The 17,262-nt window shown below is 66.7% G+C and carries 18 protein-coding genes; all 18 read left to right on the top strand.

Going from position 1 to position 17,262, the window contains the following annotated elements:
- Positions 1-1,635: a GspE/PulE family protein gene (locus BUB20358_RS18460; RefSeq protein WP_035975289.1), complete on the top strand. Its 1,635-nt coding sequence runs from the start codon at positions 1-3 to the stop codon at positions 1,633-1,635.
- Complete coding sequence (locus BUB20358_RS18455) at positions 1,616-2,431, top strand: hypothetical protein (RefSeq protein WP_105774031.1); 816 nt, start codon at positions 1,616-1,618, stop codon at positions 2,429-2,431. Before BUB20358_RS18460 ends, BUB20358_RS18455 begins: the two co-directional genes overlap by 20 nt.
- Positions 2,428-2,958, top strand: a complete 531-nt coding sequence (locus tag BUB20358_RS18450) for a hypothetical protein (RefSeq protein ID WP_035974128.1) — start codon at positions 2,428-2,430, stop codon at positions 2,956-2,958. Before BUB20358_RS18455 ends, BUB20358_RS18450 begins: the two co-directional genes overlap by 4 nt.
- Positions 2,955-3,506: a hypothetical protein gene (locus BUB20358_RS18445; RefSeq protein ID WP_006765937.1), complete on the top strand. Its 552-nt coding sequence runs from the start codon at positions 2,955-2,957 to the stop codon at positions 3,504-3,506. The genes BUB20358_RS18450 and BUB20358_RS18445 overlap by 4 nt, the downstream gene beginning before the upstream one ends.
- Positions 3,503-3,973 carry a hypothetical protein gene (locus BUB20358_RS18440; protein WP_006765938.1) on the top strand — a complete coding sequence of 157 codons (471 nt, stop codon included), beginning with the start codon at positions 3,503-3,505 and terminating at the stop codon, positions 3,971-3,973. The genes BUB20358_RS18445 and BUB20358_RS18440 overlap by 4 nt, the downstream gene beginning before the upstream one ends.
- Before the next feature lie 31 nt (positions 3,974-4,004).
- Complete coding sequence (locus BUB20358_RS18435; RefSeq protein ID WP_105774033.1) at positions 4,005-6,125, top strand: secretin GspD/PilQ domain-containing protein; 2,121 nt, start codon at positions 4,005-4,007, stop codon at positions 6,123-6,125.
- Positions 6,126-6,133: 8 nt separating this feature from the next.
- The gene (locus BUB20358_RS18430) at positions 6,134-6,610 is read left to right on the top strand and encodes a prepilin-type N-terminal cleavage/methylation domain-containing protein (RefSeq protein ID WP_105774032.1); all 477 of its coding nucleotides are present in this window, start codon (positions 6,134-6,136) and stop codon (positions 6,608-6,610) included.
- Entirely contained in the window at positions 6,585-6,980 is a 396-nt protein-coding gene (locus tag BUB20358_RS18425; RefSeq protein ID WP_006765941.1) for a type II secretion system protein, read from the top strand. Before BUB20358_RS18430 ends, BUB20358_RS18425 begins: the two co-directional genes overlap by 26 nt.
- Entirely contained in the window at positions 6,967-7,524 is a 558-nt protein-coding gene (locus BUB20358_RS18420; protein WP_035974130.1) for a type II secretion system protein, read from the top strand. The genes BUB20358_RS18425 and BUB20358_RS18420 overlap by 14 nt, the downstream gene beginning before the upstream one ends.
- Positions 7,525-7,536: 12 nt before the next feature.
- A complete protein-coding gene (locus tag BUB20358_RS18415; protein ID WP_006765943.1) occupies positions 7,537-8,220 on the top strand; it encodes a response regulator transcription factor in 684 nt (227 codons plus the stop codon).
- 153 nt (positions 8,221-8,373) lie between these two features.
- The gene (locus tag BUB20358_RS18410) at positions 8,374-8,925 is read left to right on the top strand and encodes a cytochrome b (protein ID WP_006765944.1); all 552 of its coding nucleotides are present in this window, start codon (positions 8,374-8,376) and stop codon (positions 8,923-8,925) included.
- A gap of 153 nt (positions 8,926-9,078) precedes the next feature.
- Complete coding sequence (locus BUB20358_RS18405) at positions 9,079-9,699, top strand: TetR/AcrR family transcriptional regulator (RefSeq protein ID WP_006765945.1); 621 nt, start codon at positions 9,079-9,081, stop codon at positions 9,697-9,699.
- 214 nt (positions 9,700-9,913) lie between these two features.
- The gene (curA, locus tag BUB20358_RS18400) at positions 9,914-10,957 is read left to right on the top strand and encodes an NADPH-dependent curcumin/dihydrocurcumin reductase (protein WP_006765946.1); all 1,044 of its coding nucleotides are present in this window, start codon (positions 9,914-9,916) and stop codon (positions 10,955-10,957) included.
- A 91-nt stretch (positions 10,958-11,048) separates the two neighbouring features.
- Positions 11,049-11,348, top strand: a complete 300-nt coding sequence (locus tag BUB20358_RS18395; protein WP_006765947.1) for a putative quinol monooxygenase — start codon at positions 11,049-11,051, stop codon at positions 11,346-11,348.
- A gap of 95 nt (positions 11,349-11,443) precedes the next feature.
- Positions 11,444-11,899, top strand: coding sequence for a (2Fe-2S)-binding protein (locus tag BUB20358_RS18390; RefSeq protein ID WP_006765948.1), 456 nt, complete (start codon positions 11,444-11,446; stop codon positions 11,897-11,899).
- 1 nt (position 11,900) lies between these two features.
- Positions 11,901-14,120, top strand: a complete 2,220-nt coding sequence (locus tag BUB20358_RS18385; protein ID WP_006765949.1) for a xanthine dehydrogenase family protein molybdopterin-binding subunit — start codon at positions 11,901-11,903, stop codon at positions 14,118-14,120.
- A gap of 14 nt (positions 14,121-14,134) precedes the next feature.
- Positions 14,135-15,445 (top strand): c-type cytochrome, encoded by a 1,311-nt coding sequence (locus BUB20358_RS18380; RefSeq protein ID WP_006765950.1) that lies wholly within the window; start codon positions 14,135-14,137, stop codon positions 15,443-15,445.
- 161 nt (positions 15,446-15,606) lie between these two features.
- A complete protein-coding gene (locus tag BUB20358_RS18375) occupies positions 15,607-17,052 on the top strand; it encodes an NAD-dependent succinate-semialdehyde dehydrogenase (protein ID WP_035974132.1) in 1,446 nt (481 codons plus the stop codon).
- Positions 17,053-17,262: the final 210 nt, after the last annotated feature.

Genomic DNA, 17,262 nt, shown 5'->3' with positions numbered 1-17,262 from the left:
ATGAACACGCAACACCTCGTTCAACGCTGGCTGGCGGAGTTTGAAATATCCGGTGTCGGCTTCGCGCAGTACGTCGACGATCTGATGCGGGCCGACGCTGCCCGGCTTCCCGAAGTGGCGGCCTGCCTGGGCGTCGAACCGATCGAAGGCGCACGGCTGCGCGCCGCGCCGACTCGTTTCGACCTGTTGCCGCTGCACGATGCGCTGTCGCTGCGCGCGTTGCCGGTCGAAATCGACGGAACCGTGCGCATAGTCGTGGCCGACCCGTTCTCGCGTGCCGTCCGCGACGAGCTGCTCGCCCGTTTTCGCGTGCAACCGGTCGGCGTCGCAATGAGCCTGCCCGGCGAGGTCGCGCGCGTGCTCGACGAGATCGAGTCGAGCGAGCGGCTAATGGACGATGTGACGATCGATGCGCCCGACGAGACGTTCATGCAGGTCGCCGAATCGATCTCGCTTGCCAGCATCGCGAAAGACGAGAGCCCGATCGTGCGACTCGTCAACTCGACGCTGTACGATGCGCTTCAGAGCCGCGCGAGCGACATCCACCTCGAATCCGTAGCGGGCGGCCTGTTCATCCGCTACCGGATCGACGGCGTGCTGCAAGCGGTTCGCCACATCGCGGGCACCGACGCGGCGACACAGGCGATGTCGCGACTAAAAGTGCTCGCCGCGCTCGACATCGCCGAAAAACGCGTGCCGCAGGACGGCCGGTTCAAGGTCGTTATGCATGGCCGCGACATCGATTTTCGTGTATCGGTCATTCCCGGCACCCACGGCGAAAACGCGGTGATGCGCGTGCTCGACAAATCGCAACGCGGCGACGGCGTGAGCCTCGACGTGCTCGGTTTCGACGCACCGACCACGCGCCGTATACGGGCGCTTGCGCATCGCCCATACGGACTCATGCTTGCGACCGGACCGACCGGCAGCGGCAAGTCCACGACGTTGTACGCAGTGTTGTCGGAGATCAACACCGGCGACGACAAAATCATCACGATCGAGGACCCGGTCGAATACGAGCTCGACGGCGTGCTGCAAATTCCGGTCAACGAGCGCAAGGGGCTCACCTTCGCACGCGGCTTGCGTTCGATTCTGCGTCACGATCCGGACACGGTGATGGTCGGCGAGATCCGTGACGAAGAAACCGCGTCGATCGCAGTGCAATCGGCGCTCACCGGCCACCGCGTACTGTCGACGGTGCACGCGAACGACGGCTTCAGCGTGATCGACCGCTTCATCTACATGGGCGTCGAGCCGTCGACCTTCCTGGAGGCGCTCAACGGCGTCGTGTCGCAACGTCTGGTCCGGCGCATCTGCGCGGGCTGCAGCAGCACGACGACCGACAGCACCAATCTGGCCGACGCATCGCTCGACGACCTGCGCCGCGAAGTGACGCCGGGTACCGGCTGCGAAAGGTGTCGCGGCACCGGCTATCACGGCCGGATCGGGCTCGCCGAAGTGCTGGAGCTGGACGCACCGCTGAAAGCCGCGCTGCTCGAGCGCTCGCTGGACAAGCGCGCGCTCGCGCTGGCGAACAATCCCGACTACCAGTCGATGCGCGATGCGGGTCTCGCGGCCGTCCGTGCACGCCTCACGACGTTTCAGGAGGTCCAGCGTGCGATCGCCGTGGAATGACGTCACCGCGCTGATCGACGCCGACATACTGGGCCTCTGGGCGCACGCGGGCCGCCGCCCGCGGCGCGGTAGCGCACCGGATGCCGCCGTCGCGCACGAAGGACGGCCGGCGGACGCGCTGTCGTACCTGCTGCCGGGATTGCCGAAAGCGCGCTTGCCGATATGCAACCGCATTCACGTCGTCGCCGGCCATCCGTGGTCGCACAGCGTCGTCCTGCCGTGGCAGGAAGGCCTCGTATCCGACGCTGCATGGGACGCGTATGCGCGCATGCTATTCGCCGCCCGTGCGCAACGCGGCGCGCTCCGCATACGCATCGAGGACGAGCGGCACGGCCGCGCACGGCTCGCGGTGGCGGCATGCGACGAGGTGATCGCAGCGCTCGTCGAGGCCAGCCGCGCTGCCGGCTGGAGAATCGCTTCGTTTCACGACGCGCTGTCGGCGTCGCTCGGCGCGCACGCCGTCGAGCTGAGTGCCGACGATTTCGGCTTCGTGCTGCGCCAGCCGCGCGTCGTGACGTGCATTTTCCGGCGCTCGGGCGAATGGCGCGATGTGGTCACGCTGCCGCGCGTCGGCGAGCGCGCCGCCGACTGGTTCGCTGCGGCGGCGCTGCTTGCCGGCCAACCGCCGAGCGTCGACGCATACGAAGGCCAATTCGACGGCACGACGTTCAGCGCTGGCGACGATGCAGGCGCGCCGCCTCGTATCGCGCAGACGGACCTGACGGCGTGGCCGGAACCGACTGCACCGACGGCGTTGACGGAACCCACGACGGCCAGCGCGGAGGCGCCTGCATGAGACGGCTCAAGGAACTGAATTTCGTCGCGTCGCGCCTGCGCATCACCCGTTGGGCGTCTATCGCGTTCGCTTGTGCGTTCGCGGTCGCGATTTTCGCCGGCACCGAATGGCAACGCGCGGAAGCGCTTCGCGACGAAGTCGATCGCATCGAGCAAAGGATAGACCAGCGCAAGCGCATCATCGAGCGGGACCGGCTGCGCGAGAGCGCGAAAACACCGGAGCAGCGGCACATCGATCGCATGATCGCCGAGCAGACGATGAGCTCGCAGGGATCGGGCCTGCCGGTAATCGACTGGATCGAGCAGGCATGGACGCCGCAGATCGCGCTGAAATCGCTGACGGTGGACAACGGCGGCCGTGAAGCGCGCATCGAAGGCGGTGCCGCCGACCTGTCCCATATCTACATGTTCGTCGGCCGCCTGAGCGCCAGCGAACCGGAGCCCAAGATCGGCCTGCTTCAGCATCGAACCAAAATAGAAGACGGCAAGCAGATCTTTCACTTCAGCCTGAGCATCGAACGCCCATGACGAATCTGAACATCGATACGACAGCGCTCGCCGCACGCCTACGGTGGGGCGTGTACGCTGCGACTCGCAAGCTGCGCACGCCGGGCGTGCTGGCCGCCTGCGCCGCCGTCGCGCTTCTTGGCCTGCACGCGCTGTACCTGCAGCCGGGCGTCGTGCGGCTCGGTGCGATGCGCGACGCGCTCGCGCAGGAGCTGGCCGAACTACGAACACCGAGCCCCGCCGTCGGTGCCGGTGGCATGACGTTGAAGGAGGTTCAACAGCTGCGTACCGGCGAGCGAGCGTATTCCCTGTTCGAGATCCTGTCGCAGTACGGCATCGAGCGCAAGCAGGCGACCTACCGACGCGATACCGAAGCCAAAGGGAAGCTGCGGCGCCTGACGATCGACATCGCGCTGGCCGGTCATTACGTCGGTCTGCGCGAAGCGATGCGGAAAATCGCCGACCAGCCGATGGTACGCATCGAGCGCGTGGTCATCGAGCGCGACAAGGTCGACAACCCCGTCGTCGACGCCGACCTGCAGGTCAGCCTGCTGGGGCCCGACCGATGACGGCACGATCGATCATCGGGCTGGCGGCCGCACTGGCGCTCGCTGCCGCGTCCGGCAGCGTCTTCGGGCAACAGACTGCCGGACCGGCGCACGTCGTCGACGTGTTCCCTTCTCAGCAGTGGACATCTCTCGGTGCGGAAGACGTAGTCGCCGCCGACACCGCGCCCGATGCGCCTCAAGAAATGCCGTCCACGGCGCAGCAGGACGGCGAGTCCGCGCCGGCCGCGCAGCCGATGCCGTTCGGCATCGCCGGCGAATGGCGCGAACGCGGCCAGCGCATCGTCGTGCTCGAGCGCGGCGGCAGGACTTTCCTGTTGTGCGCGCAGGCGTGCCCGGTGCGGGACGCGGTTCTGCCGGGCGGCGAAATTGCCGACGGCTACCGGCTCAAACGACTCGGCGAAGCGGCCGTCATTGCGTCCGGAAACGGCCCGGACATCGAGCTGTCGCTTTCTTCGCCCGCCCATTGAATCGCGACTTGAACCTCGCTCCGACACCATGATGAAACGAACCCTTTGTCTGCTGAGCCCGGTGCTCGCGCTGACAGGATGCTCGAGCCTCCCGTTCAACGGGACGTCGGCCGGCACCGGGACGCCGGCCGAACGGCTCGGCAGACTCGAGCAGCGGCACCAAGCCGCGCCCGACAACATCGAGGTCGCCGCCTCCGTCGCACTCGCACGGCAGGAATACGTGCGTGCCGAGCTGCGCTCCGCCGAGCTCGATGCATTGCAGGACAACCATGCGGCCGCGATCGACCATTTGCACAACGTGCTGGAGCAAGACGCGGACAACCTGCGCGCGCGCCAGGAACTCGAACGGGTGACGCGGCGCCAGCAGACGGCAGTCGAGCTCGCGCGCGCCGAGCGTATCCGAGACGACGAGCCGCAAGCAGCGCTTGAAATCGCGCGGCGCGTGCTTGCCGAACAGCCGAATCACGCCGAAGCCAAGCGGTTGCGCGATTCGCTGATGCGTGCATCGCAACGGCGGCAGTCCGTGCGTCCGCAACTGTCCGACGCGCTGCGCAAGCCGGTTTCGCTCAATTTCAAGCAGCAGCCCATGTCGAACATCTTCGACGTGATTTCGCGCGTGTCCGGCGTGAACTTCGTGTTCGATCGCGACGTCGATACGAGCCAGCCCGCTACGCTGTTTGCCGAGCGCACGACCGCGCAGGACGCGATCAATCTGCTGCTGCGCACGAACCAGCTAGAGAAGAAGGTGCTGGACAAGCACACGCTGCTCGTCTATCCGTCGCAGCCAGACAAGAGGCGCAACTATACCGAGTTCGCGGTCCGGACGTTCTTCCTGTCGCACGCAGATGCGAAATCGGTAATGGCCGCACTGCGCCAGATCATCAAGCCGAAGGACGTCTACGTGGACGAGCGCGTCAATGCGATCGTGCTGCGCGACACGCCGGACACGGTGCAGGTTGCTGAGCGTGTCGTCATGGGCCTCGACATCCCGCAGTCCGAGGTCACGCTCGACGTGCAGGTGCTGGAAGTCAACATGAACGACAGCCTGGATCTCGGCGTTCAGTATCCGGGAAAGCTCCAGTTCAGCGCACTCGCCGGCGCGGACGGCGGCGCGCTGACGCTCGGCGACCTGCTGCGTCTGAACCGAGACCGGATCGGCGTGTCGAGCGAATCCGGCGCACTGTCGATGGCAATCGATTTGCTGCAGAAGCAGGGCAAGACGCGGACGCTCGCGAATCCGAAGATCCGCGTGCGGAATATGGAAAAGGCCAGCATCAAGATCGGGGAACGCGTGCCGATCGTCACGACGACGAATGCGAACGGCGTCGTGACGGAGTCCGTCAGCTACCAGGACGTCGGCCTGATGCTGAAGGTGGAGCCCCGCATCAGCCTCGACGACGAGGTCAGTGTGAAGGTCAACATGGAAGTCAGCAGCATCCTGTCGAAGGAAACGACCAAGACGGGCCTCGTCGCCTACTCGCTTGGCACGCGCAACGCGGAAACGCTGATGACCGCGAGAAACGGACAGACGCAGATCCTGGCCGGCCTCGTCAAGCGCAACGAAACCGACAACGCGTCGGGTTTGCCCGGCGTGTCGGGCCTGCCGATAGTCGGCCGTCTGTTCGGCTCGCACGGGCGCAGCCACGACCGCTCGGAAATCGTGCTGCTGATTACCCCGCACATCGAGCGCAACCTCGACTTGCCGATGTCGGCGGTTACCACGTTCCTGTCCGGAACGGAGACGCGTGTGACGACCGACGCGCTGACGCTCGAAGCGACGCCCGACATGCGGCCGGCCACGCCGAGCGGCATCGACCTGGACGCTCCGATCGCGCCCGCGACGGCCGTCGGCGCGGCCGCCGTTACGCGCGGCACACGGCCGAACGGAAACGGGCGGCCGGACTCCGCGGAGGAACCGCGAGCCGCCGTCCCCGAAGAGCCGGCGGACGACGAGAACCGGCCCGACGCACGCCCGAAGGGAGCTGGCATGACGCGTGGGCAAGCGCAGCCGCCGGCCGGGCCGCTGGCCGGTCGGCGCAACGCGCGTCAGCTGGCGATTCGCATTGCGTCGACCGCCGACGAACGCATCCGCGGCGCGACGCGACACGCTGACACGCAAGGGTTGTCAGCATGTGGCGCGCACTTCGCATGAGGCGCCGGATGCACGGTCGGATGCGCGGCTTCACGCTGATCGAGCTGATGGTCGCTTTGACGTTGCTCGCACTGCTCGCAGCGGTCGCGTTGCCGCTCAACGAACTCGTCAAAAGGCGCGCCGACGAAGCCGAGCTGCGTCGATCGCTGATGGTGATCCGCGCGGCGCTCGACGCGTACAAGGCCGCATCGGACGACGGACGCATCGAGCGCAGCGCCGACGCCAGCGGCTATCCGCCGAATCTTCGCACGCTCGTTGACGGCGTCGAGGACAAGACGTCTCCCGGCAGCGCGCGGCTGTATTTCCTGCGGCGGATTCCAGCCGATCCGATGTGCGAATGCAACGGCAAAGCGGCAGACGAGACTTGGGAGACGCGCAGCTACGCGAGCGACCCCGCATCCTTTTCGTCCGGCGACGACGTATTCGACATCCGTTCAACGAATCGCGAGGAGGGCCTGAATGGCGTCCCTTACAGCCAGTGGTAGACATGCGCGCAGGACCGCCGGCTTCACGCTCGTCGAACTGCTGGTCGTGATGGCGATCATCGCGGCGCTGACGGCGTTCGTCGCGCCCGGCTATCTGAAGCAGGGCGACCGCGCGAAGGAAACCGTGCTGCGTCACAACCTCAACACGCTGCGCCAGTCGATCGACGATTACCGCGCGGACCACGGCCGCAGCCCTGCGTCGCTCGATGCGCTCGTCGACGAGCGTTATTTGCGCGAAGTGCCGCTCGATCCGGTCACCGGCAAGCGCAACTCCTGGATCGAGATCGCCGGGAACAGCGGCGGTGTGGCGGACGTGAAGAGCGGCGCGAAGGGCCGAGCGCTCGACGGAAGCAGCTATGAGACGTGGTAACCTGCGCCCGCGCCCGCGCCCGCGCCCGCGCCCGCGCCCGCGCCGGCAACGCGGCATCGCGTACGTCGGCGTGCTGATGCTGGTTGCGGCGCTCGGACTCGGAATGACCGAGGCGACGCGCATCTGGCACACGGTCCGGCAGCGCGAACGAGAGGCCGAACTGCTCTTTGTCGGCGATCAATATCGGACGGCGATCGGACGCTACTACTCGGCCGCCGGGCAGTATCGCTATCCGGCATCGCTCGACGCGTTGCTCGAAGATCGCCGTACGCTGCCAACACGACGTCATTTGCGGCGCCTGTATGCTGACCCGCTGACCGGATCGCCTCGCTGGGGCATCGTGAAGGCGCCGGACGGCGGAATCATGGGCGTATTCAGCGAAGCGTCCGGCAAGCCGATGAAGCGTGCCGGATTCGCGACGCCGTACGAGACGTTCGCCGACCGTGACAGCTATGCCGAATGGGCTTTCGTTTACCTGCCTCCCGCAGCCGATGCCGGTTCCCCGAGCGCGGCCGGCCCATCGTCTGCTGCGCCGATACATTGAGGACAATACAGCGTGATCGTTGCAATCCTGGAAGACGTCGTGACGCAGGCCGAGCTCGTGGCCCGCTGGCTGGAGAAGGCCGGCTACAAGACGGAGGTGCGCCACGACGGCGCGAGTTTCGTCGAGATGGTGCGCGCCCGGCGTGTCGACGTGCTGCTGCTCGACTGGGACGTGCCGGGCATGTCGGGCATCGATGTCATGCACTGGGCACGCGAGTCGTTTGCGGCCGCGCAGCCGATCATCATGATGACGCAGCACGATGGCGAGGACGACATCGTTTTCGGACTGAACAGCGGCGCGGACGATTATCTCGTCAAGCCGTTGCGCGAGCGCGAACTGGTCGCGCGCGTGAGCGCGCAGGCGCGGAAATACTATCCGGACACGCAGCGCGCCAGGCTCATCCAGTTGGGGAAGTTCGTGCTCGACGCGGGCACGTATGTCGCGACAGTGGACGGCGAGCCGGTCGAACTGTCTCAGCGGGAGTTCGAGCTCGCCCGGATGCTGTTCGAAAGCATCGGCCGCATCGTGTCGAAGGACATGATGATCAAGCACGTTTGGGGTGTCGTCGACCGCAAATACGACGCGACGCTCGCCACCTATGTGAGCAAGCTGCGCAGGAGCCTCGGGCTTCGGCCGGCGAACGGGCTCGTCATTTCGACGATCTACAACTACGGATACCGTCTGGAGCGCACGTAGCGCCGCGTGCGTGCTGCGGCGGCCGGCGATCGATTCGGTATAGCGGACGCGTTCAGAAATCGTTCACGATCTTTTCCGTTCGAAAAGGCGGTCGAGACAATTCGGATCCTGAAACGATGCCGAACGGTCGGCATCACTGAAAGAGATCGATTCATGTCTACCGCTTTCCGACCCTATCCGCTGCGTCCCTCCGCAGCCCCCGTCCGGTACGACCGGCTCTCCCGCGCGATGCACTGGATATTCGCAGCCATCATCCTGTACACGATGGTGGCAGGCGTCTCGCTTCATTTCATCGCACATCCGGCGATCTGGCGCTTCGTGTCGACCCTGAACATGTCGCTCGCAACATGCCTAATCGTGCTGTTTCCGGTGCGGTACGTGTGGTCGTTCTTCCGTCGCACGCCGCCGGAGACCCGTTCCATTCCGCCGCAGCAGCGTTCGCTCGCGCACCTCGTCCATTCGTTGATTTACGCGCTCGTCGCCGTCGTGCTCGTCAGCGGCTATATGATGGTGCCGGATGGATACCTGCTGTTCTGGACGATATTCGTGAAGACCCCGTTCTCCGCCGGACCGGTCACAGACCACTGGTTCGCCATTCATAAAGTCGCGTGCTATTCGCTGGCGGCTCTGGTCGTCGCGCATGTCGCTGCGGCACTCAAGCATCATTTCCTGGCCGGAAACGACGTCTTGAAACGGATGCTCTGACCGATCGCCTCTCGATCGATCGCAGGAAGTCGCGGGGCAACGTCGTGTGCGCGTGGTCCGCGACATCGACCGGAGTGGTCGGTAAAGCCCGGCTCGACGTGTCGGTTCCACGCTGCTAGACGACCGGTCTAATCGTTGCTACCATACGCAGCCATGAACGCATCGTCCGGCGCGGAAGTTCGCCAGCACATCCTCAATATCGCGAAGCCGATCATGCTCCACAAGGGGTTTTCGGCGGTCGGTCTGAACGAGATTCTCGCCGCGGCGGGCATCCCGAAGGGGTCGTTCTACCATTACTTCGGTTCGAAGGAGGCATTCGGCGAGGCGCTGCTCGAATCGTATTTCGAAGGCTATCTCGAGCATCTGGACAATCTGCTCAAACGTCAGCCAGGCACCGGCGCCGAGCGCCTGCTGACGTACTGGGGCAACTGGCTGCATACGCAGTGCGCGGACGATCCCGAAGGCAAATGCCTCGCGGTGAAGCTCGGCGCCGAGGTGTCGGATCTGTCGGAAGCGATGCGTGCGGTACTGCGGCGCGGTACCGGCCAGATCATCGAGCGGCTCGCAGGCGGCATCGAAGCCGCGCTGGCCGACGGTTCGTTGAGCGGCGTCGACGATCCCGCGTACACGGCCGCCATCCTTTACGAACTGTGGCTCGGCGCAACGCTGCTGGAGAAGATTCACCGCGACCGCAAGCCGCTCGAACGAGCGATGGTCGAAACGCGACGGCTGCTGAATCTGCCGCCAGCCGAACATGACGACGTATCGTCGTAAGCGGGGCGCGCGATGGCGCGCCTTATTTTCGACCCCAAACTAGACGACTGGTCTACTCATGCCGACAACGCCTTTCCCGATCCATCTTCGATCGCTCGACTCACGCACCCGCGCCGACGGCAGTCCGATCGCGAATGCGCGGCATCCGTGTCCGGTCGCTCGGTTCTGATCCGTTCGTGCCAGTCGCACGCACATTCCCTCGACGGAGGTTCACATGCCGCAAAGCAAGAGCGTCAATCGCAGAATCGTGCTGAACTCGCGCCCGGTCGGCGCGCCCACCGCGAACGATTTCCGTATCGAAACCGGCGACGTGCCCACGCCGGGCGCCGGCCAGGTGCTGTTGCGCACCGTGTGGCTGTCGCTCGATCCATACATGCGCGGCCGGATGAGCGACGCGCCGTCGTATGCGCCGCCGGTCGCGCTCGGCGACGTGATGGTCGGCGGCACGGTCAGCAGCGTCGTATCGTCGAATCTGCCCGCGTATCGCGAAGGCGATCTGGTAGTCGCCGCGGCCGGCTGGCAGGACTACGCGCTATCCGACGGCAGCGACCTGATCGCGCTCGGCCGCGACTTCGCGCATCCGTCCCATGCGCTCGGCGTGCTCGGCATGCCCGGCTTCACCGCGTACACGGGGCTGCTGAAGATCGGCGAACCGAAGGCGGGCGAAACCGTGGTCGTCGCGGCAGCGAGCGGCGCGGTCGGCGCAGTGGTCGGGCAGATCGCGAAGCTGAAGGGCTGCCGCGTGATCGGCGTGGCCGGCGGTGCCGACAAATGCGCATACGTGACGGACACGCTCGGCTTCGACGCGTGTCTCGACCACCGCGACCCGGCATTCGCCGCAAAACTGAAGGAAGCCTGCCCGAACGGCATCGACGTCTATTTCGAGAACGTCGGCGGTGCGGTGTTCGACGCGGTGTGGCCGCTGCTCAACGACGACGCGCGCGTGCCCGTGTGCGGGCTGATCGCGCATTACAACGACACGGCGCCGCCTGCCGGGCCGGACCGCGTGCCCGCGCTGATGACGACGATTCTGCGCAAGCGCATCCGGATGCAGGGTTTCATCATCCTCGATCACTATGCGACCGGCTATGCGCCGTTCCTGAAGGACATGAGCGAGTGGGTCGCGCAGGGCAAGGTGAAGGCGCTGGAAGACGTCGTTCCCGATCTGGCCGACGCGCCGGCCGCGCTGATCGGCCTGCTCGCCGGCAAGAACTTCGGCAAGGTCGTCGTGCGCGTCGGGCCCGACGAACTGGCGTGAGCGCGCTGCCCGGCGCGTCCGTTTTTGCACGCTGGCGTCACGCGACGCCGGCTTGTGGCATTCTCGTTTCCGTTTCCGAAGGAGTGAAAACATGGCGCTTTACGTGATGGCTTCGTTGTTCCCGAAACCCGAACATGCGCAGGCCGCCGAGGCCGAATTGCGCAGCATGGTCGCGCTCACGCGCACCGAGCCGGGCAATCGCCGCTACGACCTGTTCCGCGAACAGGGCGATTCGCCGAATCTGCATCTGTTCGAAATCTACGACGATCAGGCCGCGTTCGACGCGCATCTGGCGAGCCCGTACTTCACCGCGTTCCGCGAGAAGTCGGCCGACTGGTTCGCGGCGCCGCCCGCGATCCGCGTGCTGTCGGAAATCGACGTCGCCGAGTGATAGCGGCCGAATCGCCGTCGCGCCGCGCGACGGCAATGAAAACATGGCGCGCCCGCCGCGCCGCTCCCCACACTACACCGGCCCCGGAGGGCTGAATGGTCACTCTCAACATCAACGGCGACACGCGTACGGTCGACGCGCCCGACGACATGCCCTTGCTCTGGGTGCTGCGCGACATCGTCGGGCTGACCGGCACGAAGTTCGGCTGCGGAATCGCGCAATGCGGCGCGTGCACCGTGCATCTCGACGGCGTCGCCGCACGTTCGTGCGTACTGCCGGTCGCGGCGGTGGCCGGACGCAAGATCACGACGATCGAAGCGATCGGCGCGACGCCGGCCGGCAGCAAGGTGCAGCACGCGTGGCGCGAACTCGACGTCGTCCAGTGCGGCTATTGCCAGTCGGGGCAGGTGATGGCGGCCGCCGCGCTGATCGCGTCGAACCCGAACCCGAGCGACGCCGACATCGACGCGGCGATGGCGGGCAACATCTGCCGCTGCGGCACGTACAACCGGATTCGCGCGGCGGTCAAGCAGGCCGCGAAGGGAGCGTGACATGTCGCGAGGACTGATCGAAGCCGGTCGGGCCGGCACACGCGTGTCGCGCCGTTCGTTCCTCCGTTACGGCATGTCGCTCGGCGCGGCGGCCGGCGGCGGACTGCTGCTCGGCTTCAGCGTGCCGGCGGCCGGCGACGACGCGCGGCGCTCGGTGATCGGCGGCGACGCCGACGAAACGCCGCGCGCCGGCGTATTCGCGCCGAATGCGTTCGTGCAGATCGACCGCGGCGGCCAGGTCACGCTCGTGATGCCGAAGGTCGAAATGGGGCAGGGCGTCTATACGGCATTGCCGATGCTGATCGCCGAAGAGCTCGAGGTATCGCTGTCAAGCGTGACGCTCGACCACGCGCCGCCTAACGAGAGGCTGTTCCTCGATCCGCTGCTCGGCGGCCAGCTGACGGGCGGCTCGACGTCGGTGCGCTATGCGTGGGAGCCGCTGCGTCGCGCGGGCGCGACCGCGCGCACGCTGCTGGTGTCGGCGGCCGCGAAGCAGTGGAACGTCGACCCGGCCGCGTGCCGCGCCGAGAACGGCGAGGTGCTGCATCCGTCGAGCGGCCGACGCGCGTCGTATGGCCAGCTGGCCGATGCCGCCGCGAAGCTGCCGGTGCCGAAGGACGTCGCGCTGAAGAAGCCGGAAGATTTCAAGCTGATCGGCAAGCCGGTGAAGCGGCTCGACTCGCCGGAGAAGGTCGACGGCACCGCGCAGTTCGGGCTCGACGTGCGTCTGCCCGGCATGCTGTACGCGGTGATCGTGAACAGTCCGGTGTTCGGCGGCACGGTCGCGAGCGTCGACGACACGGCCGCGAAAAAGATTCCCGGCGTGCGGCAGATCGTGCGCGCCGACAACGCGGTCGCGGTGGTCGGCGATCACACGTGGGCCGCGAAGCGCGGCGCGTCGGCGCTCGTCGTGAAGTGGAACGAAGGCGCGGACGCGAAGCTGTCGACGAAGGACATCGTCGCCGATCTCGCGCACGCGGCCGCGAACGGCAAGGGCGCGGTCGCGCGCAAGGACGGCGACGTCGACAAGGCGTTCGGCAACGCGAAGACGCGCATCGATGCCGTCTACGAACAGCCGTTCCTCGCGCACGCGACGATGGAGCCGGTGAATTGCACGGTGCACGTCCGCGGCGACGGCTGCGAGATCTGGCTCGGCACGCAGGTGCCGACCCGCGCGCGCGACACCGTGCAGCAGTTGACGGGCCTGCCGCCCGACCGGATCGTCGTGCACAACCATCTGCTCGGCGGCGGTTTCGGCCGTCGTCTCGAGATCGACATGGTCGCCCAGGCCGTGAAGATCGGCAAACAGGTCGCCGCGCCGGTGAAGGTCGTGTGGACGCGCGAAGAGGACATTCAGCACGACATGTACCGGCCGTACTACTACGACCGGATCTCGGCCGGCCTCGACGCGAACGGCAAGCCGGTCGCGTGGCAGCACCGGATCGTCGGCTCGTCGATCCTCGCGCGCTTCGCGCCGCCCGCGTTCAAGAACGGCGTCGATCCCGACGCGGTCGAAGTCGCGGCCGATCTGCCGTACGACGTGCCGAACCAGCTCATCGACTACGTGCGGCAGGAGCCGCGCCATGTGCCGACCGCATTCTGGCGCGGCGTCGGGCCGACGCGCAGCACGTTCGTCGTCGAGAGCTTCATCGACGAGCTGGCCGCGCAGACGAAAACCGATCCCGTCCAGTACCGGCGCGCGCTGCTCGACAAGACGCCGCGCGCGCGCAACGTGCTCGACATCGCGACGAAGATGGCCGGCTGGGGCACGCCGCTGCCGAAAGGGCAAGGGCGCGGCGTGTCGGTGATGCATGCATTCGGCAGCTTCTTCTCGATCGTCATCGACGTCGCGGTCGAAGACGGCGAGGTGCAGGTCAAGCGCGCGGTATGTGCGGTCGACTGCGGGATGTTCGTCAATCCGAGCACGATCGAGGCGCAGGTGCAGGGCGGCATCATCTTCGGGATCACCGGCGCGCTGTATGGCGAGATCACGATCGAGGACGGCCGCGTCGTGCAAAGCAACTTCACCGACTACCGCGTGATGCGGATCAACGAGACGCCGCCGATCGACGTGCATATCGTGAAGAGCGCCGAGGCGCCGGGCGGGATCGGCGAGCCCGGCACGGCCGCGACCGCGGCCGCGCTGTCGAACGCGATCTACGCGGCGACCGGCAAACGACTGCGCAAGCTGCCGGTCGGCAACCAGTTGAAGACGGCTTGACGGAGGACGACGACATGCGAATCCTCACCGTGACACATGCCGGAAAGGCGCTCGCCGCCTCGTTGGTCGCGCTGTTCGCACTATCGGCCGGCGCTGCCGCGCAGGCTGCGCCCGTCGCACCGGCGGACGCCGCGCTCGTCGCGCGCGGCGCGTATCTCGCGAAGGCCGGCGACTGCGTCGCGTGCCACACCGCGCCGCGCGGCGTGCCGTTCGCCGGCGGGCTGAAGATGGACACGCCGATGGGCGCGATCTACACGACCAACATCACGCCCGATCGCGACACGGGCATCGGCGGCTATACCGAGGCCGAGTTCGGCGACGCGCTACGCAAGGGCGTTGCGAAAGACGGTCACCGCTTGTATCCGGCGATGCCTTATCCGTCGTACGCGAAGCTGCGCGACGACGACGTGAAGGCGCTGTACGCGTACTTCATGCACGGCGTCGAGCCGGTGAAGCAGGCGAACCGGCCGTCCGACATCCCGTGGCCGCTGAACATGCGCTGGCCGCTCGCGTTGTGGAATGCAGTGTTCCTCGACACGACGCCGTATGCGGACAAGCCGTCCAAGGACGCGACGTGGAACCGCGGCGCCTATCTGGTGCAGGGCCTCGGACATTGCGGGTCGTGCCATACGCCGCGCGGCGTCGGCTTTCAGGAAAAGGCGCTCGACGAAAGCGGCGCGGCGTTCCTGTCCGGCGCGGCGATCGACAACTGGTTCGCGTCGAACCTGACCGGCGAGCACAATACGGGGCTCGGCCGCTGGAGCGAGGCCGACGTCGCGCAATTCCTGAAGACCGGCGCGAACCGGCACGCGACCGCGTTCGGCTCGATGGTGAGCGTGATCAACCACAGCACGCAGGCGTTGACCGACGACGATCTCGCCGCGATCGCGCGCTATCTGAAATCGCTGCCGGCGGCCGGCGGCGCGGGCGCGCCGCCATACCGCTACGATCCGAAGACCACGCAAGCGACGCTGGCCCGGCCGGCGGCCGATCCCGGCGCAAAGGTGTATAACGCTTACTGCCTGCATTGCCACGGCGCGGACGGGCGCGGCTACGCGCCGCTGCTTGCGCCGCTCGCCGGCAATCCGAACGTGCTCGAGGCCGATGCATCGTCGCTGATCAACGTGACGCTGAACGGCAGCGACACGCTCGTGATCGGCGGCGTGCCGTCCGCGTATCCGATGCCGGCGTTCGCGAACGAGCTGAACGACCGGCAGATCGCCGACGTGCTGACGTTCATGCGCGCCGGCTGGAACAACGGCGCGCCGGCCGTGCAGGCCGCGGACGTCGCGAAACTTCGGAAAGCGACGTCGGCCGTGCACTGAGCGCAGCCGGACGTAGCGAGCGCCGGCCGGCACGCGTACCGCGACCGCCGGCGAACGAGCGCCGTCGCGTGCGTCGCACGCGACGGCGATGCTGTTTCTGTCAACCCGCGCGTAGCCGTTCGCGGCCGCGCGCGTTTTATCGACGCAAATAGGGTGTGTGGATGGCTAACGTGACTTATACGGATACGCAACTGCTGATCGACGGCGAGTGGGTCGACGCCGCGAGCGGCAAGACGATCGACGTCGTGAACCCGGCAACCGGCAAGGCGATCGGCAAGGTCGCGCATGCGGGCATCGCGGACCTCGACCGCGCGCTTGCCGCCGCGCAGCGCGGCTTCGAAGCGTGGCGCAAAGTGCCCGCGCACGAGCGCGCGGCAACGATGCGCAAGGCGGCCGCGCTCGTGCGCGAGCGCGCCGACACGATCGCGCAGCTGATGACGCAGGAGCAGGGCAAGCCGCTGGCCGAGTCGCGCATCGAGGTGCTGTCGGCGGCCGACATCATCGAATGGTTCGCGGACGAAGGGCGCCGCGTGTACGGCCGGATCGTGCCGCCGCGCAATCTCGGCGCGCAGCAGACCGTCGTGAAGGAGCCGGTCGGTCCGGTCGCCGCGTTCACGCCGTGGAACTTCCCGGTCAACCAGGTCGTACGCAAGCTGAGCGCCGCGCTCGCGACCGGTTGCTCGTTCCTCGTGAAGGCGCCGGAAGAAACGCCGGCGTCGCCTGCCGCGCTGCTGCGCGCGTTCGTCGATGCTGGCGTGCCGGCCGGCGTGATCGGCCTCGTGTTCGGCGATCCGGCGGAAATCTCCGCATATCTGATTCCGCACCCGGTAATCCGCAAGGTGACGTTCACCGGTTCGACGCCGGTCGGCAAGCAGCTCGCCGCACTCGCGGGCCAGCACATGAAGCGCGCGACGATGGAGCTCGGCGGCCACGCGCCGGTGATCGTCGCCGAGGACGCGGACGTCGCGCTCGCGGTAAAGGCGGCCGGCGGCGCCAAGTTCCGCAACGCGGGCCAGGTTTGCATCTCGCCGACGCGTTTTCTCGTACACAACAGCATCCGCGACGAATTCACACGCGCGCTCGTCAAGCACGCGGAAGGGTTGAAAGTCGGCAACGGTCTCGAAGAAGGGACGACGCTCGGCGCACTCGCGAACCCGCGGCGGCTGACCGCGATGGCATCGGTGGTCGACAACGCGCGCAAGGTCGGTGCGCGCATCGAAACCGGCGGCGAGCGAATCGGCTCCGAAGGCAACTTCTTCGCGCCGACCGTGATCGCGGACGTGCCGCTCGAAGCGGACGTGTTCAACAACGAGCCGTTCGGTCCGGTCGCGGCGATCCGCGGCTTCGACAAGCTCGACGACGCGATCGCCGAGGCGAACCGGCTGCCGTACGGGCTGGCCGGCTACGCGTTCACGCGCTCGTTCGCGAACGTGCATCTGCTTACGCAGCGCCTGGAGGTCGGGATGCTGTGGATCAACCAGCCTGCGACGCCTTGGCCCGAAATGCCGTTCGGCGGCGTGAAGGATTCCGGTTATGGGTCCGAGGGCGGTCCGGAAGCGCTGGAGCCGTATCTGGTGACGAAGTCGGTGACCGTGATGGCGGTTTGAGCGGCTGACGGGCGATTCGCCGAACGCGCGCCGACGGTTTTCCGCGGCGCGCGTTTTTCTTGGTCGGTTTCGTTGTGTGGTTGAGCGTAGAGGCGGCAAGACGAGGTAATCGCCGATAGTTGACATAAGGTAGATTATCGCCAGAAACGATTGTAGTGGCTAGATAGTAATGTCCGCTTTTAGCTACATAGAAATGTCCGCTTTTGTGCC

Source organism: Burkholderia dolosa (assembly GCF_902499135.1).
In the GTDB taxonomy this organism is placed as follows: Bacteria; Pseudomonadota; Gammaproteobacteria; order Burkholderiales; family Burkholderiaceae; genus Burkholderia; species Burkholderia dolosa.
The sequence above is the reverse complement of the archived record's forward strand: the minus strand, read 5'-3'. Positions and strand labels throughout refer to the sequence as shown.